Below are 15,162 nucleotides of genomic sequence, written 5' to 3'. Positions count from 1 at the left end.
TGATCCGGGCTCGCCCGAACCTACGGCCGCGGACCGCGGCGGAGCACTACGGGTGTGCCCCGTTCCGGAGGTGGGGCAGGGCCCACCCCGACCAGCACGAAGGCCGGTCCTACGGGACCGGCCTTCGTCGTGCCCGGGGGCGGGCAGGGGGCCTTGCGGGCCGGGAACGCCGCGACCCCGGCCCGGGTGCGGGGGGCCGGGCCGGGGAGGCGTCGGGTCGCTAGCGGATGTTCACGTCCACGCAGGCGTAGAAGGCGTTGCCGGTGTCGGCGACGTTCCAGCGGGCCAGGATCGTGTGGCGGCCGTTGTAGCCGGACAGGTCCACGTTGTGCTGGACGGTCGAGTTCGGCCGCGCCCCGCCGTCGTCGAAGTTGGCGACGCGGTGTCCGCCGATGAAGTACTCCCAGTTGGCGGTGGCGTGCGTGACGGTCAGGGTCCAGGTGAAGTTCACCGAGGTGCCGACCTGGGTGACGTGCCAGCCGTGGTTGTCGTCGTCGAGCTCGGAGAACCGGGAGTTGCCGCCGGAACAGCTCATCAGGCCCTTGGGGCCCTCCACGCTCTGCGGCTCCCACTGGATGCCGCCGCACTCGACCATGCCCGCGGCGCACTGCGCCTGGCGGCTCATGGGCGCCGATACGTAGCCGTGCGCGCTGGCCGCGCTGGCGGGCATGAGGGTGAAGATCAGAGCGGTGGCCGCGGCGACGGCTGAGGCGGAGCGGATCCTTCTGCGGGTCTTCATTGAACGGGGCCCTTCTCTTCGGGTCACGATCCCGTCCGGCCTCGCGGCGCGGTGCGGGGGATTCGTAGCGGGGTGACCCGGACCGTTTCCGGCCCAGGAAGTGGAGTGCGTCCGTGGGGGCTCGGATATTTCCCCCGCGGACACCGGACGTCGTTGTCCCGGCCATTCCGGGCGTCCCCGGAATTTCCTTCCACCTGTTGTCGGTAGACCGTAAAGACCCTGTCACTACACGTCAATACCCCTGCTGTGCTGGGGGACCGCGTACCACCGCGCCGAAGGCCCGACCGGGCGAACGCATTCCGGCACTGGTACTGACGACACTTCCTCGGTCATTTGCGCCGCGAACTGGAAAGACACCTTACAGTAGCGATCCCCGGTCTGTCGTAAAACGTTGTGGACCATCGGCCCTTCGACCCGCTCCTGGAGCGGTTCTAACCAGATGGATAGATTTCCCTTACCCCCGCTCCGACGCGGTCCAGCGGCGGCGGGCCCCCGCGCCGGAAAACGCGTGGCCGCGTGCGGAGGTCGGACCCTAGGCTCTCGGGCGTGACCCCGGTCTTCCTCCCCGGCCTGGAACTGTCCCGGGCCCTGTACACGGACGCGGTCGCGCCCCTGCTCGCCCGCGGGCCCGGGCCGGTCGCGCACGCCGCCGCGCTGCTCGGCGCCGGGTCCGAGGTCCTCGGACTGGACACCGAGCGCTCCACCGACCACGGCTGGGGCCCGCGGCTCCAGGTCTTCGTGGACGAACCCGATGAGCGCGACCGCGCGCTGGCGCTGCTCGCCGAGGGCCTGCCCGAGCGGGTGCGCGGCTGGCCGGTCCGGTTCGGCCCCAACGGCGGCCCTCCCCAGACCTGGCGGCCCGACGCCGACGCGCCCGGCGGCCGCCACCGGGTGGAGGTCAGCGGATCCGGCGAATGGCTGCGGGGCCGACTCGGCTTCGACCCGGGGGAGGGGACGGGGACCGCCGACTGGCTCGCCACACCCACCCAGCGGCTGGCCGAGGTGGTGGGCGGAGCCGTCTTCCACGACGGCGTCGGCGCGCTCACACGGGCCAGGGAGCGCCTGGCCTGGTACCCGGACGACGTGTGGCGGTACGTGCTGGCCTGCCAGTGGCAGCGCGTGTCCCAGGAGGAGGCGTTCGTCGGCCGCTGCGCGGAGGTGGGCGACCGCCTGGGCGCGCGGGTGGTCGCGGCCCGGGTGGTCCGCGACCTCATGCGCCTGGCGCTGCTGCTGGAGCGCCGCTACCCGCCCTACTCCAAGTGGCTGGGAAGCGCCTTCGCCCGTCTGCCCGGGGCGGCGGAGCTGACCCCGCTCCTGGAGCGGGCGCTGGACGCGGACGCCGCGGCCCTGGCCGAGGCGTCCTCCCTGGTGGCCGACCGGCAGAACCGGACCGGCCTCGCCGCCGCCCTGGACACCCGGCCCCGACCGTTCCACGAGCGCCCCTGGCCGGTGCTGGACGCGGCCCGGTTCGCCCGTGCCCTGCTGGCGGGGATCACCGACCCCGGACTGGCCGCGCGGCCGCCGGTGGGCTCGGTCGACCAGTTCGCGGACAACACCGACGCGCTGACCCGGCCGGAGGTGTTCCGCGCCCTGGGGCCGTGAGCCGCGTCCCAGCCGACGGAGTGCCCCCGTCCACGTCCGTGACCGTCGCGGCGCGGACGGGTGGGAACCATCCCGTGGACGGGTTCCCCCCGTCCCTCTTCGGGCCCCGCACACGCCCGGCCCGCCCCGTCACCGCGGGCACGCCCACGAGGGCGCGGCCCTCCCGCCCGCGCGGGCGGGTGCCGTACGATCCCAGGCATGGGCAGACCGTCCGACCGATCACCTCTGCGACGGATCAGCGCGGAGGCCTGCGTCCTCGGCGGCGCGGGGTACGCCGTCCTGCTCCAGATCGCCCACCCCGGCGTCGCCCGCGGGGTGCACGACCACAGCGACTTCTCCTCCCGGCCGTTCGACCGGCTGCTCGGCACCCTCTACTTCGTGTACGGCACGGTCTACGGCACCGAGGAGGAGAGGAGGCGCCTGCACGCCATCGTGCGGGCGCTGCACCGCAAGGTGAACGGCCCCGGGTACCGGGCCCTGGACGACGACCTCCTGCTGTGGGTGGCCGCCACCCTGTTCCAGACCGCCTCGCGACTGCACGCGATGGTGTTCGGCGAACTCGGCGAGGAGGACCGCGCCCTGCACCTGTGCGAGGCTTCGGCGTTCGCCACCGCCCTGGGCCTGCCCGAGGAGAAGTGGCCGGCGTCCCCCGAGGAGTTCGCCGCCTACTGGGACGGCGCCCTGGCCCTGCTGGACGTGGGCGAGGAGGCCCGCGCCATCACCGGGCAGCTGTTCCACCCGGCGAGCGCGCCCCTGCGCCCGCTGATGCGGGTCCAGCTCCTGCTCACCGGCGGGCTGCTTCCGCCCGACCTGCGCGAGCGGTTCGCGATCCCGTGGTCGCCGGCGCGCCAGCGCCGCTTCGACCGGATCGTGCGGACGACCCGCGCGGTGTACCCCTACGTTCCCCGGCCGGTGCGCGTCCTGCCCGCCACGCTGTGCCTGTGGACCATGCGGCGCGGAACCCTGGGGCCGCGCTGGCTGGGGCCGCCGCGGCGCCGTTCGGAACCCGGTGCGGCGCCGCGCCGCGGGGCGGGGGGAACCGTCGGCCGGGACTGACCTCGGCCGTCAGCCGAGGGACGCGGGCGGGTGGTCCTTCAGGGCCTTCCTGGCCTGTTCCGCCTCGGCCAGCCCCAACTCGGTGAAGATCTCCTCGGCCTCGCCGAGGAACCCCCGGGCCCGGTCCGCGGCCATGACCGGTGCGGGCAGGCGTCCGAGGGCGAGCGCGGCGCGGGCGACCATGTGGCGCTCGCCGCGCTCCACCGCGATGGCGTGGGCCCCCTCCAGCTCGGACAGCGCCTCGCGGTGGCGTCCGGCGGCCGCGTAGGTCATCCCCAGGTCGACGCGGATCTCGGCGTCACCACTGCGGCGCCCGTGCTGCTCGGCCAGGTCCAGTGCCGTGGTGTGGGACTCGATCGCCCGCTCCCACTGCTCCGCGGCCCGGTGGGCCAGCCCCAGGGAGTTGTGGATGTAGACCTGGTTGCCCACCAGGCGCAGCTCGTGTGACAGCTCCAGGGCCTCGTTCAGGTCGGCGAAGGCCGCGTCCAGCTCTCCGAGCCCGGTGCGGGCCTCCCCCATGACCCGTTTGGCGTGGGACCGGGTCACCTTCTGGCCCTCGCCCACGGCCTTCTCCATGGACTGCTGGGCACAGTGGAGAGCCTCCGTGTACGCGCCGAGCGTCTGTTTGAGGACGGCGAGGTTGCCCCACTGCAACGCCTCCAGGCGGGTGTCGCCCAGCTGGACCGCGTAGTCCAGCACACCCTGGATGGACTCCGCCGCGTCAGCGAGACGGCCGACGCGCTCGTAGACCATCCCCAGGTTGGCCAGGGCCCGGATGATCCCCCTGCTGTCGTGGATCGCGGTCAGCAGTTCCCGGGCCTCGGTGAGGAAGGCGAGCGACTCGTCGAAGCGCCCCGAGAGGCAGTGGGCGATGCCCAGCCCGATGAGGGTCACCGCGCGCCCGCGCCGGTTCCCCTGCTTGTCGCTGATCTGGAGTGCCCGCTGGTGGGAACTGATCAGCAGGCCCATCTGGCCGTGGAGGGCGTAGAAACGCCACACCGCGTCCGCCATACGCCAGGCGTACTCGCCGTTGCCGTGCGAGGCGAAGTACTCGATCGTCTCCGCGAGGTTCTCCTGGTGCAGGGTGAACCAGTTCTCGGCGTCCTCCCTCCCCGACAGTTCGGTGCGGTAACCCCGGCTCACGTCGATCTCGTCGTCGTGCGCGCGCGGCCCCAGGAGGTCGGCGGCGTGCTGTGCCGTGGCCATGTACTGCTCCGCCAGACGGAGCTTCGCGGCCTCGATCTCCCCGGCGTCCAGCAGCATGGCCGCACGATCCCGGGAGAAGGCCCCGATGAGGTCGTGCAGGCGGTACACGTCCCCCTGGGGCTCCTCCAGCAGGCACACCCCGACCAGCTCCTGGAGTATGTCGTCCGCGTCCTCCACCGTCATGTCCAGGAGGGCGGCCGCGCCGCCGAGGTCGATCGTGCTGCCGATCATCAGACCCAGCAGGAGGAAGGTCCTGCTCTGGTCCCGGTTGAGGCTCTGGAAGGACAGGTCGATGGCGGCCTCGACGCTCTGCCCCTCGACCTGGAGTTCGCGGAACTTCCGGTTCTGCTCACCGAGTCGGCGGGCGACGTGCGCGAACGACCACCTGGGACGGCTGAGCATCCGTCCCGCCACCACGCGCAGGGCGAGGGGGAGGCCACCGCAGATCCGGATGATCTCCCGGGCCTGGTCCGGTTCGCGCTGTACGCGGTCCTCTCCCAGGACGCGTCCGAGCAGCTCCAGGGAGGAGCTCTCGTCGAACACCCCCAGGGAGAGGAAGCGGGCGCCGCTGAGCCCGGAGAGTTCGTTGCGGGTCGTGATGAGGGTCATCGACCCCGGCGAGGAGGAGAGGAGCGGGCTGACCTGGGCATAGCTGAACGCGTTGTCGAGGATGACCAGGACCCTGCGCCCCATGAGGGTGGCCCGCCACAGCGCCGCGCGCTCTTCGAGGGACTCGGGCACGGCCTCGGGCTCGACGCCGACCGCGCGCAGCAGGGCGCCCAGCGCGGACATGGCGTCGAGAGGCTCCCTGTCGGTCGTGTACCCGTACAGGTCGATGAACAGCTGTCCGTCGGGGTAGCGCCCGGCCGCCTCATAGCCGAAGCGGACCGCTGTGGTCGTCTTGCCCTCGCCGCCGCTGCCCGTGATGACGCAGACCTGGGCGCGGTCGTCTCCGGTACGGGCCACCTCGTCCAACCGCCGCAGGGACTCCTGGCGTCCGGTGAAGTCCGGCAGGTCCCGCGGGAGGTCGTTGCGGACCACGAAACGCGTTCCCGGCTCCCCGGACGACAGGTCCTGCGGCCCCTCCTCCGAGAAGTCCTCCTGGAGGATCCGGGTGTGCAGGGCGACCAGTTCCGGACCGGGGTCGACACCCAGCTCGTCGGCCAGCCTGGCCCGGAACTCCTCGTAGACGGAGAGCGCCCTGGCCCGTTCGTTGTCGCGCCACAGGGCCGTGATGAGCAGGTGGTGCAGCCGCTCCCTGAAGGGCTCCTCGCTGACCAGGGACGTCAGCCGGGAGACCACGTCGGCGTGCCTGCCCAGTTCCAGCGCGTGGGTGGCCCAGGCCACGACGCAGGACCAGCGCTCCTCCCGGAGGGGGGCGACGACGGTGTAGTCCAGGTACTCGGAGCCGACACCGGAGAAGGGGACTCCGCGCCAGCACTCCAGCGCCTGTTCCAGCATGTCGACCGCGGTCTTGGGCTCGGCCGCGGCGGCCCGGTCCCGGAGCCTGCGGAAGCGGTGCAGGTCGACGGAGTCAGCGTCGACGTCGAGGGTGTACCCGCCGGGGGTGGTGGCGATGGTACCGGGGAGGCTGCGGCGCAGGTGGGATATCTGGACCTGGATCACCGACCGGGCGGTACGGGGCGGATCGTCGCTCCAGAGGTAACCGATGAGTTGGTCGATGGTGACTTCGCGCCCCAGGTGCACCAGCAGCGCGCCCAGCACACAGCGCTGGCGCGGACCGCCGACCGGAACAGGTCGGCCGTCGGACCAGACGGTAATGGGGCCAAGCACGCCGAATTCCACAATCAGCAACCCTAGCAAGGGCCATTGGCCGGAAATAGGGAATACGGACATGCCAACGGCTCCGAGTACCCCCCTCCACGCAGGTACTCGGAGTGACCGTTGGACTACCCGAAAAAGGAGTTACTTCTCCTCAGCGGACTTCTTCTCGGCGGGCGCGCTCTCGACGGGCGGCGCGGCCGGGACCGGCTTCGAGGGGTCCGGCTCCTGGTAGGGCTGCATCTTGTCCGCGCGCACCTCGCGGAGGTCGCCGGCGACGATCGCCTCGAACTCCTCGTCCACGGTCAGCATCTTCGGCACTCGGACTCCTCTTCTCACGGCACTCGCGTAGAGCCGCAAGGTAGCCCTACGTCTACGAAGCATCAACGGACCCCGCCTTCCGGCGGACTGGCCACCCGTGGCGGGTTCCGCCTCAAAGCACACCACGGGTGGCATGTGTCCAACGAACGTCGCACTGTGTCGGACCCGCGAGCCGTCCTCTCGCGGGTCCGAACGCGTCGAACGTGTTCCACACTAGAGAGATCCTCTTCCACTCCGCTTTCAGTCTTCTTTCAGCGCTGAAATCGGTGTGGCGGCGGCGGTTCGGGGGCCGCGCCATCATGGACCGCCGGAGTCCGCCGGGGCCAGCGATTGGCCGGTTGCGGACGGTCAGAGCCCGTGCACCTGGTGTGCGGCGGCCGTCACGCACCACGCGCCCGCCGTCCGGGGGCGCGCCTTCGATCGGGGAGAACGCCCTCCGCGGGGCCGGATTCCGCTTCCTCTCCAACCTTCCGGAAAACGACGGGGATAAACCAAACGTTCCCCTCATCGCCGAAATCCGGAAAATTCCCGGACTCAGGAGGGCAAGCTTGTTCCCGTCCCCCGGAAGGCCCGCGCCCCGGACGCGACAGGCGTTCCCTTGCGAAGCTTTTCGTACCTCTCGCGTTCTTCCCCCATCCGTGTCCCGGACGCTCCCCCGGGACCGGCGCCCCTTCGGAGATCCCGACACGCCCGAACGGCCACGAGGTCCCGGGTGGGCGCGCCCTCCGCCGGGAACTCCCTGTGGCGCCGGGCACGTACACCGGGAGGAGGGCTGCGCGAGCCCGGTGTCGGGCCATAGGTTGCTAGGGAGCATGCCGATCGGACGGCAGCGGCGGTCCCGGAGGGCGCGAAGTTGGAGGACGTGATGCTGGAGGGCGACGGAAACGGCTGGGTGAGCCTGCCGGACGGAACCCGCAGGTGGGGGATCTACGGCGCGGCCGGACTGCTGCTGTACGCCACCGACGCCGCCGGAGCGGGCCACGTGCTGCTCCAGCACCGGGCGGGCTGGACCCACATGGGGGGCACCTGGGGCATCCCCGGGGGCGCCCGCAACCGGGACGAGACACCCCTGGAGGCCGCCGTGCGCGAGTTCGAGGAGGAGGTCGAGGGCGACCTGGACGGGTACAGCCTCCTCGGCGTCCACGAGGAGGACCTGACCGTGTGGCGTTACGACACGTTCATGGCGAGCCTGCCGGGGCTGACGCCGTTCCGGCCGGGCAACTCCGAGAGCAAGGAGGTGCGCTGGGTGCCGGTGGACTCCGCCGACTCGCTCCCGCTGCTGCCGCCGTTCCGCGCCGCGTGGCCGCACCTGCACGCGAACCTGGTCTCGGCCTTCTCGGAGAACGGCGGCGGTCCGGGCACTTCCGCGACCGGTTGAGCGTTGGACCCTGCGCGGGGGCCTTCCGCGCACCCGTCGGGAGTCCGGGCGGGGTGCCGGAGGGCGGTCTCGGGGGAATGTCAGGGGCGGATCCCTGATGCGCTCCGGGCTCCGGCCCCGCATGCTGGAGGGGACGGCCCGGCGCAGAGCGGTCGTCACGCTATTCGACTGGAGCAGTGGACATGACGCTGGAGCGCGGTAACGCATTCACTCCCGTCGCCTCGGCGACGATGATCTGGCCCTGGACCACCTCGGTGCTGGGGGGTGCCGCCGGCGGTGCCCTCTTCTTCCTCCTCAACCTGGGCTCGGGCCTGGGCGCGATCGCCTCCGGTCTGACCGCGGCGGTGGTCTTCTTCTCACTGATCGGCGGTGTGGGCGGCGTGATGAGCCGCAAGGCCGACCGCCGGGGCAGGCGCTACGCCGCCACCTACCCGTTCCGGTACGCGGCCGTGCCCGCCGGAATCGGCGGCGCGGGGTACGCCCTCGTCAGCATCTTCACCGGCTCGATCATCGGCGGTCTGTTCGGCGGGTTGTTCGTCGCGGCGGCGATCTGGATCACCGTTGGCCTCATCGCGATGGTGGTCGGCAACAAGAACGCCTAGGCTCGGTATCTTCCGCCGATGGTGGAAGGCAGATACTCACCTAGGGGAGACAACCGGGCGCCGATGACTGAATCTGCTCGTCAGAAGATGGTCGAGCGGGTCCGCGGGCTCCTCCGCATGGCGGAGGACCCCGCGGTTACTGATGCCGAGAGCCAGGCGTTCACCGCCAAGGCCGCCGAGCTGATGACCCGCCACGCGATCGCGGAGGCCGAGGCCCGCGCCGAGAGGGGCGAGGCGCCGGACGCGATCAGCCGCATGGACTACACCGTCTCGGGGGTGGGGGGCCACGGCAAGGCACGGGTGCGCGCACTGGCCGACATCTCCGCGGCCTACGGCTGCCAGTCCGCGGTACGGGGCAACAACTCCGAGAACACCGAACGCGTCATGATCCTCGTGGGCACGGTGAGCGCGCTGGACGCGCTGCGTATGCTGCTGCCGTCGATCTCCATGCAGATGGAGGCCTCGGCGAAGTTCATGAGTTCGTCGCACGTGGCCGACATCCGGGAGCTGCGCAACTACACGCGCTCGGAGCTGGAGACCGAGCGCAAGCGCTACTACCGGTCGTTCGTGCGCGCCTACGGGCAGGCGGTGGCCGAGCGCATCCGCGAGTTCCGCGCGCGGTTACAGGAGATGGCCTCGCCGGGCGGCTCGGGCGGGTCTGGGGAGAGCGTGGACGCCTCCCGCGGCGCGGAGCTGGTGCTGCTCAACGACGTGCACCGGGTGAGCGAGGAGTTCCAGAAGCAGTTCCCGCAGCTGCGCAAGCACCGGCCCGAGCGCACGCACAGCGCCGCGGGGTACCGGGCGGGCTACCGGCGGGGGCGCCAGGCCGAACTGGGGCTGGACACGCCGGTGGGGAGCGGTGGTTCGTCCGCGCTGAACGAGAGCGAGTAGGCCCCTTCCGCGAAGTTGTCCACAGGCTGTGCACAGAACCGCCCCGATTGTTGTTCTCGCATGTCAGAGGGGAAATGCGAGAGTTCAACCGGGGCGGTTCTGGTGTTCCCGGGGACGATTACCCGGGGTTATCCACAGGAAGAACGGCCTCCTGTGGATAACTCTGTGGATAAGGTGGCGGCCCGGTTGAGAATGGGTCCATAACCTCTTATCAGGACACCCGCAAAGGCTGAACCAGGTAACGGAAGGAGGGGTTCTCCCCCTCCTTGGCCGGCACGTCGGTGAACACGGCGGGTTTGGTCGGCTCGGTGAAGTTGAGGTAGGCGGTGTCGGTCTCCACACCCGCCAGCCCGTCCATGAGGTAGTCGGGACGGAAGGCCAGCCGCAGGGGCTCACCCTCGTAGCCGACCTCGATCGCCTCCACGGCCTGGGCGTCCTCTCCCGACCCCGCCTCCAGCACGACCTCGCCCTCGGAGAAGGCCAGCCGCAGCGGGGTGTTGCGGTCGGCGACCAGCGCCACGCGCTTGACCGCCTCCGCCAGGGGCGTGACGGCCACCTCGGCGCGCGCGGAGAACTCCTTGGGGAACCAGGCGGCGTACTTGACGAACTCGCTGTCGATCAGCCGGGTGGTGGTGCGGCGCTCGCCGTTCTCGAAGCCGATCATGCCCTCGCCCGGGGAGAGGCTGACGCCCTCGCCTCCGCTGGCCGTGGACAGGGCGATGTCCACGTTGGACTTGGTGAGCAGACCGCGCACGGTGTCGCTCAGCGTGCGCGCGGGCACCAGGGCGGCCGCGTCCAGGCCCTGGTCCTCGGGGCTCCACCACAGTTCGCGCACGGCGATGCGGTAGCGGTCGGTGGCGACCAGGCTCAGGGTGTCGCCGCTGAAGTCGAGGTAGACGCCGGTGAGCATGGGCAGGGTGTCGTCGCGGCTGGCCGCCGGGGCCACCTGGCGCACGGCCGCCGCGAAGGCGTCCGCGGCGACGGAGCCGATGCGTCCGGGCATGCCGGGCAGGGTGGGGTAGTCCTCCAGCGGCATGGTGATGAGGGTGAAGCGCGCGGCGCCGCCGACGATGCGCAGCTTGGGGCCGTCGCTGTCGATGTGCACGGAGCCGGACGGCAGGTTGCGCACGATCTCGGCCAGGAGGCGGCCGGGGACGAGGGCGGCGCCGGGCTCCTCGGAGAGGACGTCCACCGAGGCGCGGGTGGAGACCTCGTAGTCGAACCCCGACAGGTGCAGGGAGGCGCCGTCCGGGGAGAGCTCCATGCGGATCCCCGAGAGCACCGGGACGGCGGGCCGTGTGGGGAGGGCCCGGGCCGTCCAGGCGACCGCCTCGGCGAACGCGTCGCGGTCCACTCGAAGTTTCACGGTGAGGCCTCCTCGTAGCGCTGTCGTTGCCGACAACGTACCCAGCGGTGACGACATTCGCCCCCTTCGAACGCGACCGTGGGCACGGCCCGACCTGGGAGAAGGCGTCGCGAAGCGCTGACCGGGCGCGGCCCGCGGGGGGCAGGGGCCGGGGACGGGGCGGGGCCGACAGCGCCGAGGGTTCCGGCCGGGCACCGAACGCGAGCGGGCCCGGCCGGGAACGTGACGGTTGTGTCTCCAGTGGCTCTACTTGCGGTTGGGGCGCAGGGTCCAGGTGATGCTCATGCGACCGGTGACGGTGCCGTCCTCGGTGCGCAGCTCGACGTCGATGGGGAACTCGGGGCGCCTGCCCTCGTCCAGCTCGGCGATGATCTCCTCGCGCGGACGGCCCAGGACGGCCTCGGCGGTCAGGTCGCCCGTCGCGATCTTGAGGAAGTCGATCGTGGAGGTGGTCGGCAGGGGTACGGCGCGGTCGAGCTGGTCGCCGAAGGTGCCGATGATGATGGCGCCGGAGGCGGACTCGGCCAGGGTGAACATGGCGCCCGCGTGGGGGCCGCCGACGTGGTTGTGGTGGTCCGCGTTGTCGGGCAGGCGCATGACGGCGCGCCCGTGGTCCAGCTCGGTGAAGGTCAGGCCGAGGGTCCGGACGAAGGGGACCGCGGCCAGGAAACCGGCCTTGACCGCTTCCGCCGTCTCGGGGTTCATGTGTGCCATGGCGCTCATGTTACTGCCGGGTAACCTATGGGCGCCACCCCACGGATGTCGGTGGACGCAAACGTGTTCCCGGGCGGGCCGCGCGGGCGGAGGGGTGTGGGCTACCATGACGTGGCGGAGATCCGCTCTCCGCGGGGAGGGTTCGCATAGCGGCCGAGTGCAGTGCTCTTGAAAAGCACCAAGTCCTTGACGGGACTTCGTGGGTTCAAATCCCACACCCTCCGCAGAATCGGGGAGTTTCCCCAGGTGGGAGCCTTCCACGGAACACGGCGAAGGCCGGTGGTCCGGGCCCGTAGCACATTCATCGCACACGGCCCGGGTAGCCACCGGCCTTCGCCGTTCACCGGTCAGGCGGCGAGGACCCGCAGACGGGCGGCGTCCATCGCGTCGGCCACCTCGTCCAGGCGGTCCGGGAACAGGTGCCCGTACCGGTCCAGGGTCATGGTCGCCGTCTTGTGGCCGAGCATGGCCTGCACGACCTTGACGTCCGCACCGGCCGCGATCGCCAGGGACGCGGCGGTGTGCCGGAGCTTGTGGGGGGTCAGCCCCATGCCGTCGAGCCCGACCACCTTCACCGCCAGGGCGAACTCACGGTTGCGCCAGTTCCGGATGCGCAGCGGAGCGCCCCGCCTGGTGGTGAAGACCAGCGCGTCATCCGGCCGCCCCTTCACGAAGGGCCGCAGTTCGGGGACGAGGGACCGGGGAACCGGCACGGTCCGGAACCTGCCGTTCTTCGGGGGCTGTTCGACGAGCCTGCCGTCCACCTCGGCGAAGGTCACGACGACCCGCACCCGCCGCCGGTCCAGGTCCACCCTTCCCACGCGCAGCGCGGCGGCCTCACTCCATCGCATGCCGGTGTAGGCCAGGAGCAGGACGAGCGCCCGGCTCACCCTGGCCGAGGCGAGTTCCTGCCCGTACTTGGTGCGCAGCGTCAGGGAGGCGTCGGCCAGCGCCTCCACCTGGGCGTGGTCGAGGTAGACGTGTTCGGCCTCACTGGGCTTGGGCAGCGGTACGCCCTTGGCCGGGTTGAAGGGAATGCGCCGGGGGACGCACCAGCCCAGGACCATCGACAGCACGACGTGCGCGTGCCGGGTCTGCGAGGCCCCCAGGTTGCTACCGCCCTCGTCCCGGGGCTTCTGGAGATGGGCCACCCACACGGCCACGTCCTCGGCGTGGACTGCCGAGAGGCGCAGGTCTCCCCAGCGCGGCAGCACGTGGTTGTCCAGGACCGCCCGGTACTGCCACCACGTGGATCGTTTGATGTCCGTGCGGGTGATGAGCCACTTCTCCGCCATCTCCGCCACGGTGACCTTGGCGTCATGGGGGTTGCGGTAGGAGCCCTCGTGAAGGCTGTTCTCGATCTCGGTCCGCTTCTTCTCCGCGTCCGGCTTCTTCTGGAAGACGCCGCCGCTCTTGATCTTCCCGGAGGGGTCGTAGTAGCGGACCCACCACCGGCCGGGCGGAGTGCGCTTGGACGCCTTGGCCTTGCTCACCGCCTCCGTGTACGCCCTGTCCTTGGTGCGGTCGTAGACCCACGCGCGAGCCATGGGGGTGTCTCCTTTCCGTGGGTTACTGGGCCAGGACCCAGGCGTGGACCTCGGCGGGCACGTAGCGCACGTACCGGCCGACGCGGTGGGAGGGCGGACCGTCGCCCCTGTAGCGCCACTCGTAGAGCGTCTTGGGCGGAACGCGCAGGAAGGAGGCCGTGTCCTTCACCGACCACAGGCCGTGGTCCCGACGCTGTTCCGGAACGGCCGGGGTCGCCGTCGTCGCACTCATGCCGTCCTGCTTCCGTGGATTGCCGAAAGATCGTTCCGCCGTGCCGCGTCGAGTTGGGCACGGCGTTTGAGGGCTTCGCCCACCGCGCGCAGGAGGCGTTGCTCCCGAGGAGCCACGTCGGGGTCGGTGGGCCGGGCCAACTCCCACTCGAAGGAGCCCGAGGCGACCGAGGACAGCACGGGGGGACGCGGAGTGTCCTCCTCGCCTTGGTCCTCGTTGGCGGGGTCGCTATTAACGCCGTTAATTCCGAGGGCGTTGAGGACCCAGGCGAGCCGGTCCGCCTTGTGGTCGGCCAGAGTCTTGCCGGACCACTTGCGCGAGACCAGGACGCGGCGGCCCGCGTAGCCCAGGTGTTCGCGGCGATGGGCCTTGGACCGGCAGAACCCGGGGCGCTGTCCCGGTTTGGCGTCGTCGGGTTGGATGCCGTAGCGCAGCCAGTTCGCGCATCGAGGCGAGCACGGTTCGAAGCGCAGGGCGTCGAGGAGCCGGTCCACGTGCTGTTCCTGTCGGGTGGTCTCCACCTGGTGGCAGTCGGCGATGTCCTTGGTCAGGTACTTGGCCAGGTAGCGCACACACCGCGAAGCGTCCTCCGAGCCCGCGACCACACCCTTGGCGTCCACCTGTCGGCCGAAGCGCACCACGTGATGAGGCTCCGCGTCCGGGTCGTCGTCGAGGGCGTCCAGTGCCTCGTCCCACGTGGGCAGGACTTCCCCGGTGGTCGGGTCGAGATAGGTACCCGCGTCCTCGTCCCAGACCGGCAGGTGGTCACCGTCGAAGACGACGCGGTCGGCGGTAGGCCACCACACCTGGTGGTAGGTCGCGGCGGCGATCTGGCGCAGCTCTGCCCGGGGGATGGTGCCGCGTGTGGCCATGTGCAGGTGCGGGGCCAACCGTCGTTGGGGTTCCACGGCGGCGAAGTACTGGACATCGAACCCGGCCACGCGGCGCAGGTTCTGCACGAACCGATCCACCAGCTTGGAGAAGTGCAGGGTGTCCCGGGCGGCCCGCCGGTAGTCGTACGTGGAGGGATCGACCGGGGTGCCGTCCGAGCGCACCCGCCCGTAGGAGTCCAACGTCAGGGTGATGAACAGCGAGGGCCGAAACACCTTGCCCGAGGCCGGGTCAGTGAAGGCCCGCCCGACCGTCTTCCTCGTCATAGGTCGCTTGGGAAGGTCGGGCACGTCCTGACGGCGTTTGGTCGAGCGCACCCGACGCGGCCCCGACGAACCCGAGGAGTCGCCGGAGCGGGTGACCGAACCTCGAAGACCGGAGGCGGTGATCTCCTCGTCCAGGTCCGCGATCGCCGCATCCAGCGCCGAGAGCTGTTCCGGGTCAGCGACCCCGGTGGCAGCGAGGCGATCCCGTTCGGCGGTGACCAACGCCCGCTGTTCCACCCAACCGCGTTGTTCCTCGGACGGCGGATCAGGCTCCACCACAGGTTCGGTAACCAGGTGCCAGCCCTCTTCACACTGAGAGCGGCGAAGGCTGCGCTTCCTCTTGGCGCAGGCCGGACACCGCGATTCAAGCGTGGACCCGCACGGAACGTCGATCACCTCGGCGGCACCTGTGGCGATGTTGGTGCGTCGAAGGGACACGGGGCGGATGCACACGCCGTGGTCGGCGGCGACCTGTTCGGCCACCTCACGGGCGAGCGGTTGCGCGAGCCGTTCGGCCCGGGTTGTCTTACCGGTGGGAGTGGGCATCAGGCGCCCCCTCGAACGACCAA

Annotated in this window: 13 protein-coding genes and 1 tRNA gene; 6 read left to right on the top strand and 8 right to left on the bottom strand. The window is 71.0% G+C overall.

Annotated elements, in window-relative coordinates; translation table 11 throughout:
• Positions 1-220 precede the first annotated feature (220 nt).
• Complete coding sequence (locus tag NDAS_RS26230) at positions 221-739, bottom strand: lytic polysaccharide monooxygenase auxiliary activity family 9 protein (RefSeq protein WP_013156290.1); 519 nt, start codon at positions 737-739, stop codon at positions 221-223.
• Between the two features lie 546 nt (positions 740-1,285).
• Between NDAS_RS26230 and NDAS_RS26225 the strand changes: the two genes are divergently transcribed.
• Together NDAS_RS26225 and NDAS_RS26220 are read left to right on the top strand one after the other, a co-directional pair.
• Positions 1,286-2,341 (top strand): DUF4037 domain-containing protein, encoded by a 1,056-nt coding sequence (locus NDAS_RS26225; protein ID WP_013156289.1) that lies wholly within the window; start codon positions 1,286-1,288, stop codon positions 2,339-2,341.
• A 198-nt stretch (positions 2,342-2,539) separates the two neighbouring features.
• Positions 2,540-3,397 carry an oxygenase MpaB family protein gene (locus tag NDAS_RS26220; protein ID WP_013156288.1) on the top strand — a complete coding sequence of 286 codons (858 nt, stop codon included), beginning with the start codon at positions 2,540-2,542 and terminating at the stop codon, positions 3,395-3,397.
• 9 nt (positions 3,398-3,406) lie between these two features.
• Here NDAS_RS26220 and NDAS_RS26215 read toward each other — a convergent pair whose 3' ends face one another.
• Together NDAS_RS26215 and NDAS_RS29040 are read right to left on the bottom strand one after the other, a co-directional pair.
• A complete protein-coding gene (locus NDAS_RS26215; protein ID WP_304598500.1) occupies positions 3,407-6,397 on the bottom strand; it encodes an AfsR/SARP family transcriptional regulator in 2,991 nt (996 codons plus the stop codon).
• Between the two features lie 132 nt (positions 6,398-6,529).
• Positions 6,530-6,706 (bottom strand): hypothetical protein, encoded by a 177-nt coding sequence (locus tag NDAS_RS29040; RefSeq protein WP_167539520.1) that lies wholly within the window; start codon positions 6,704-6,706, stop codon positions 6,530-6,532.
• An 865-nt stretch (positions 6,707-7,571) separates the two neighbouring features.
• On the opposite strand from NDAS_RS29040, the gene NDAS_RS26210 reads away from it, so the two are divergent.
• The 3 genes from NDAS_RS26210 (at position 7,572) to NDAS_RS26200 (ending at position 9,577) form a co-directional block, all read left to right on the top strand.
• Positions 7,572-8,084: an NUDIX hydrolase gene (locus tag NDAS_RS26210; protein ID WP_013156285.1), complete on the top strand. Its 513-nt coding sequence runs from the start codon at positions 7,572-7,574 to the stop codon at positions 8,082-8,084.
• 182 nt (positions 8,085-8,266) lie between these two features.
• A complete protein-coding gene (locus tag NDAS_RS26205) occupies positions 8,267-8,686 on the top strand; it encodes a hypothetical protein (protein WP_013156284.1) in 420 nt (139 codons plus the stop codon).
• An 87-nt stretch (positions 8,687-8,773) separates the two neighbouring features.
• Positions 8,774-9,577, top strand: coding sequence for a DUF2786 domain-containing protein (locus NDAS_RS26200; protein ID WP_013156283.1), 804 nt, complete (start codon positions 8,774-8,776; stop codon positions 9,575-9,577).
• 211 nt (positions 9,578-9,788) lie between these two features.
• Here NDAS_RS26200 and dnaN read toward each other — a convergent pair whose 3' ends face one another.
• Positions 9,789-10,931, bottom strand: coding sequence for a DNA polymerase III subunit beta (gene dnaN / locus NDAS_RS26195; RefSeq protein ID WP_232051733.1), 1,143 nt, complete (start codon positions 10,929-10,931; stop codon positions 9,789-9,791).
• A gap of 258 nt (positions 10,932-11,189) precedes the next feature.
• On the bottom strand, positions 11,190-11,648 hold the full coding sequence (locus tag NDAS_RS26190) for a hotdog fold domain-containing protein (RefSeq protein ID WP_081461788.1): 459 nt from the start codon (positions 11,646-11,648) through the stop codon (positions 11,190-11,192).
• A gap of 144 nt (positions 11,649-11,792) precedes the next feature.
• On the opposite strand from NDAS_RS26190, the gene NDAS_RS26185 reads away from it, so the two are divergent.
• Positions 11,793-11,881: transfer RNA gene (locus NDAS_RS26185), tRNA-Ser, on the top strand.
• 123 nt (positions 11,882-12,004) lie between these two features.
• Here the strand turns inward: NDAS_RS26185 and NDAS_RS26180 are convergent.
• Genes NDAS_RS26180 through NDAS_RS26170 form a run of 3 tightly spaced genes read right to left on the bottom strand, consistent with a single transcriptional unit; the run spans position 12,005 to position 15,139 of the window.
• Positions 12,005-13,204: a tyrosine-type recombinase/integrase gene (locus tag NDAS_RS26180; protein WP_013156280.1), complete on the bottom strand. Its 1,200-nt coding sequence runs from the start codon at positions 13,202-13,204 to the stop codon at positions 12,005-12,007.
• A 22-nt stretch (positions 13,205-13,226) separates the two neighbouring features.
• Positions 13,227-13,436: a helix-turn-helix transcriptional regulator gene (locus tag NDAS_RS26175; RefSeq protein ID WP_013156279.1), complete on the bottom strand. Its 210-nt coding sequence runs from the start codon at positions 13,434-13,436 to the stop codon at positions 13,227-13,229.
• Complete coding sequence (locus NDAS_RS26170; RefSeq protein ID WP_013156278.1) at positions 13,433-15,139, bottom strand: replication initiator; 1,707 nt, start codon at positions 15,137-15,139, stop codon at positions 13,433-13,435. Before NDAS_RS26170 ends, NDAS_RS26175 begins: the two co-directional genes overlap by 4 nt.
• Positions 15,140-15,162 lie beyond the last annotated feature (23 nt).

This window comes from Nocardiopsis dassonvillei subsp. dassonvillei DSM 43111, from assembly GCF_000092985.1.
GTDB lineage: Bacteria > Actinomycetota > Actinomycetes > Streptosporangiales > Streptosporangiaceae > Nocardiopsis > Nocardiopsis dassonvillei.
The sequence above is the reverse complement of the archived record's forward strand: the minus strand, read 5'-3'. Positions and strand labels throughout refer to the sequence as shown.

Excerpts from the sequence above, each read along its gene's own strand:
- NDAS_RS26175 (WP_013156279.1), bottom strand. The coding sequence starts at position 13,436 with ATGAGTGCGACGACGGCGACCCCGGCCGTTCCGGAACAGCGTCGGGAC.
- NDAS_RS26210 (WP_013156285.1), top strand. The coding sequence starts at position 7,572 with ATGCTGGAGGGCGACGGAAACGGCTGGGTGAGCCTGCCGGACGGAACC.
- NDAS_RS26190 (WP_081461788.1), bottom strand. The coding sequence starts at position 11,648 with ATGAACCCCGAGACGGCGGAAGCGGTCAAGGCCGGTTTCCTGGCCGCG.
- NDAS_RS26180 (WP_013156280.1), bottom strand. The coding sequence starts at position 13,204 with ATGGCTCGCGCGTGGGTCTACGACCGCACCAAGGACAGGGCGTACACG.
- NDAS_RS26200 (WP_013156283.1), top strand. The coding sequence starts at position 8,774 with ATGGTCGAGCGGGTCCGCGGGCTCCTCCGCATGGCGGAGGACCCCGCG.
- NDAS_RS26170 (WP_013156278.1), bottom strand. The coding sequence starts at position 15,139 with ATGCCCACTCCCACCGGTAAGACAACCCGGGCCGAACGGCTCGCGCAA.
- NDAS_RS26205 (WP_013156284.1), top strand. The coding sequence starts at position 8,267 with ATGACGCTGGAGCGCGGTAACGCATTCACTCCCGTCGCCTCGGCGACG.
- NDAS_RS26230 (WP_013156290.1), bottom strand. The coding sequence starts at position 739 with ATGAAGACCCGCAGAAGGATCCGCTCCGCCTCAGCCGTCGCCGCGGCC.
- NDAS_RS26220 (WP_013156288.1), top strand. The coding sequence starts at position 2,540 with ATGGGCAGACCGTCCGACCGATCACCTCTGCGACGGATCAGCGCGGAG.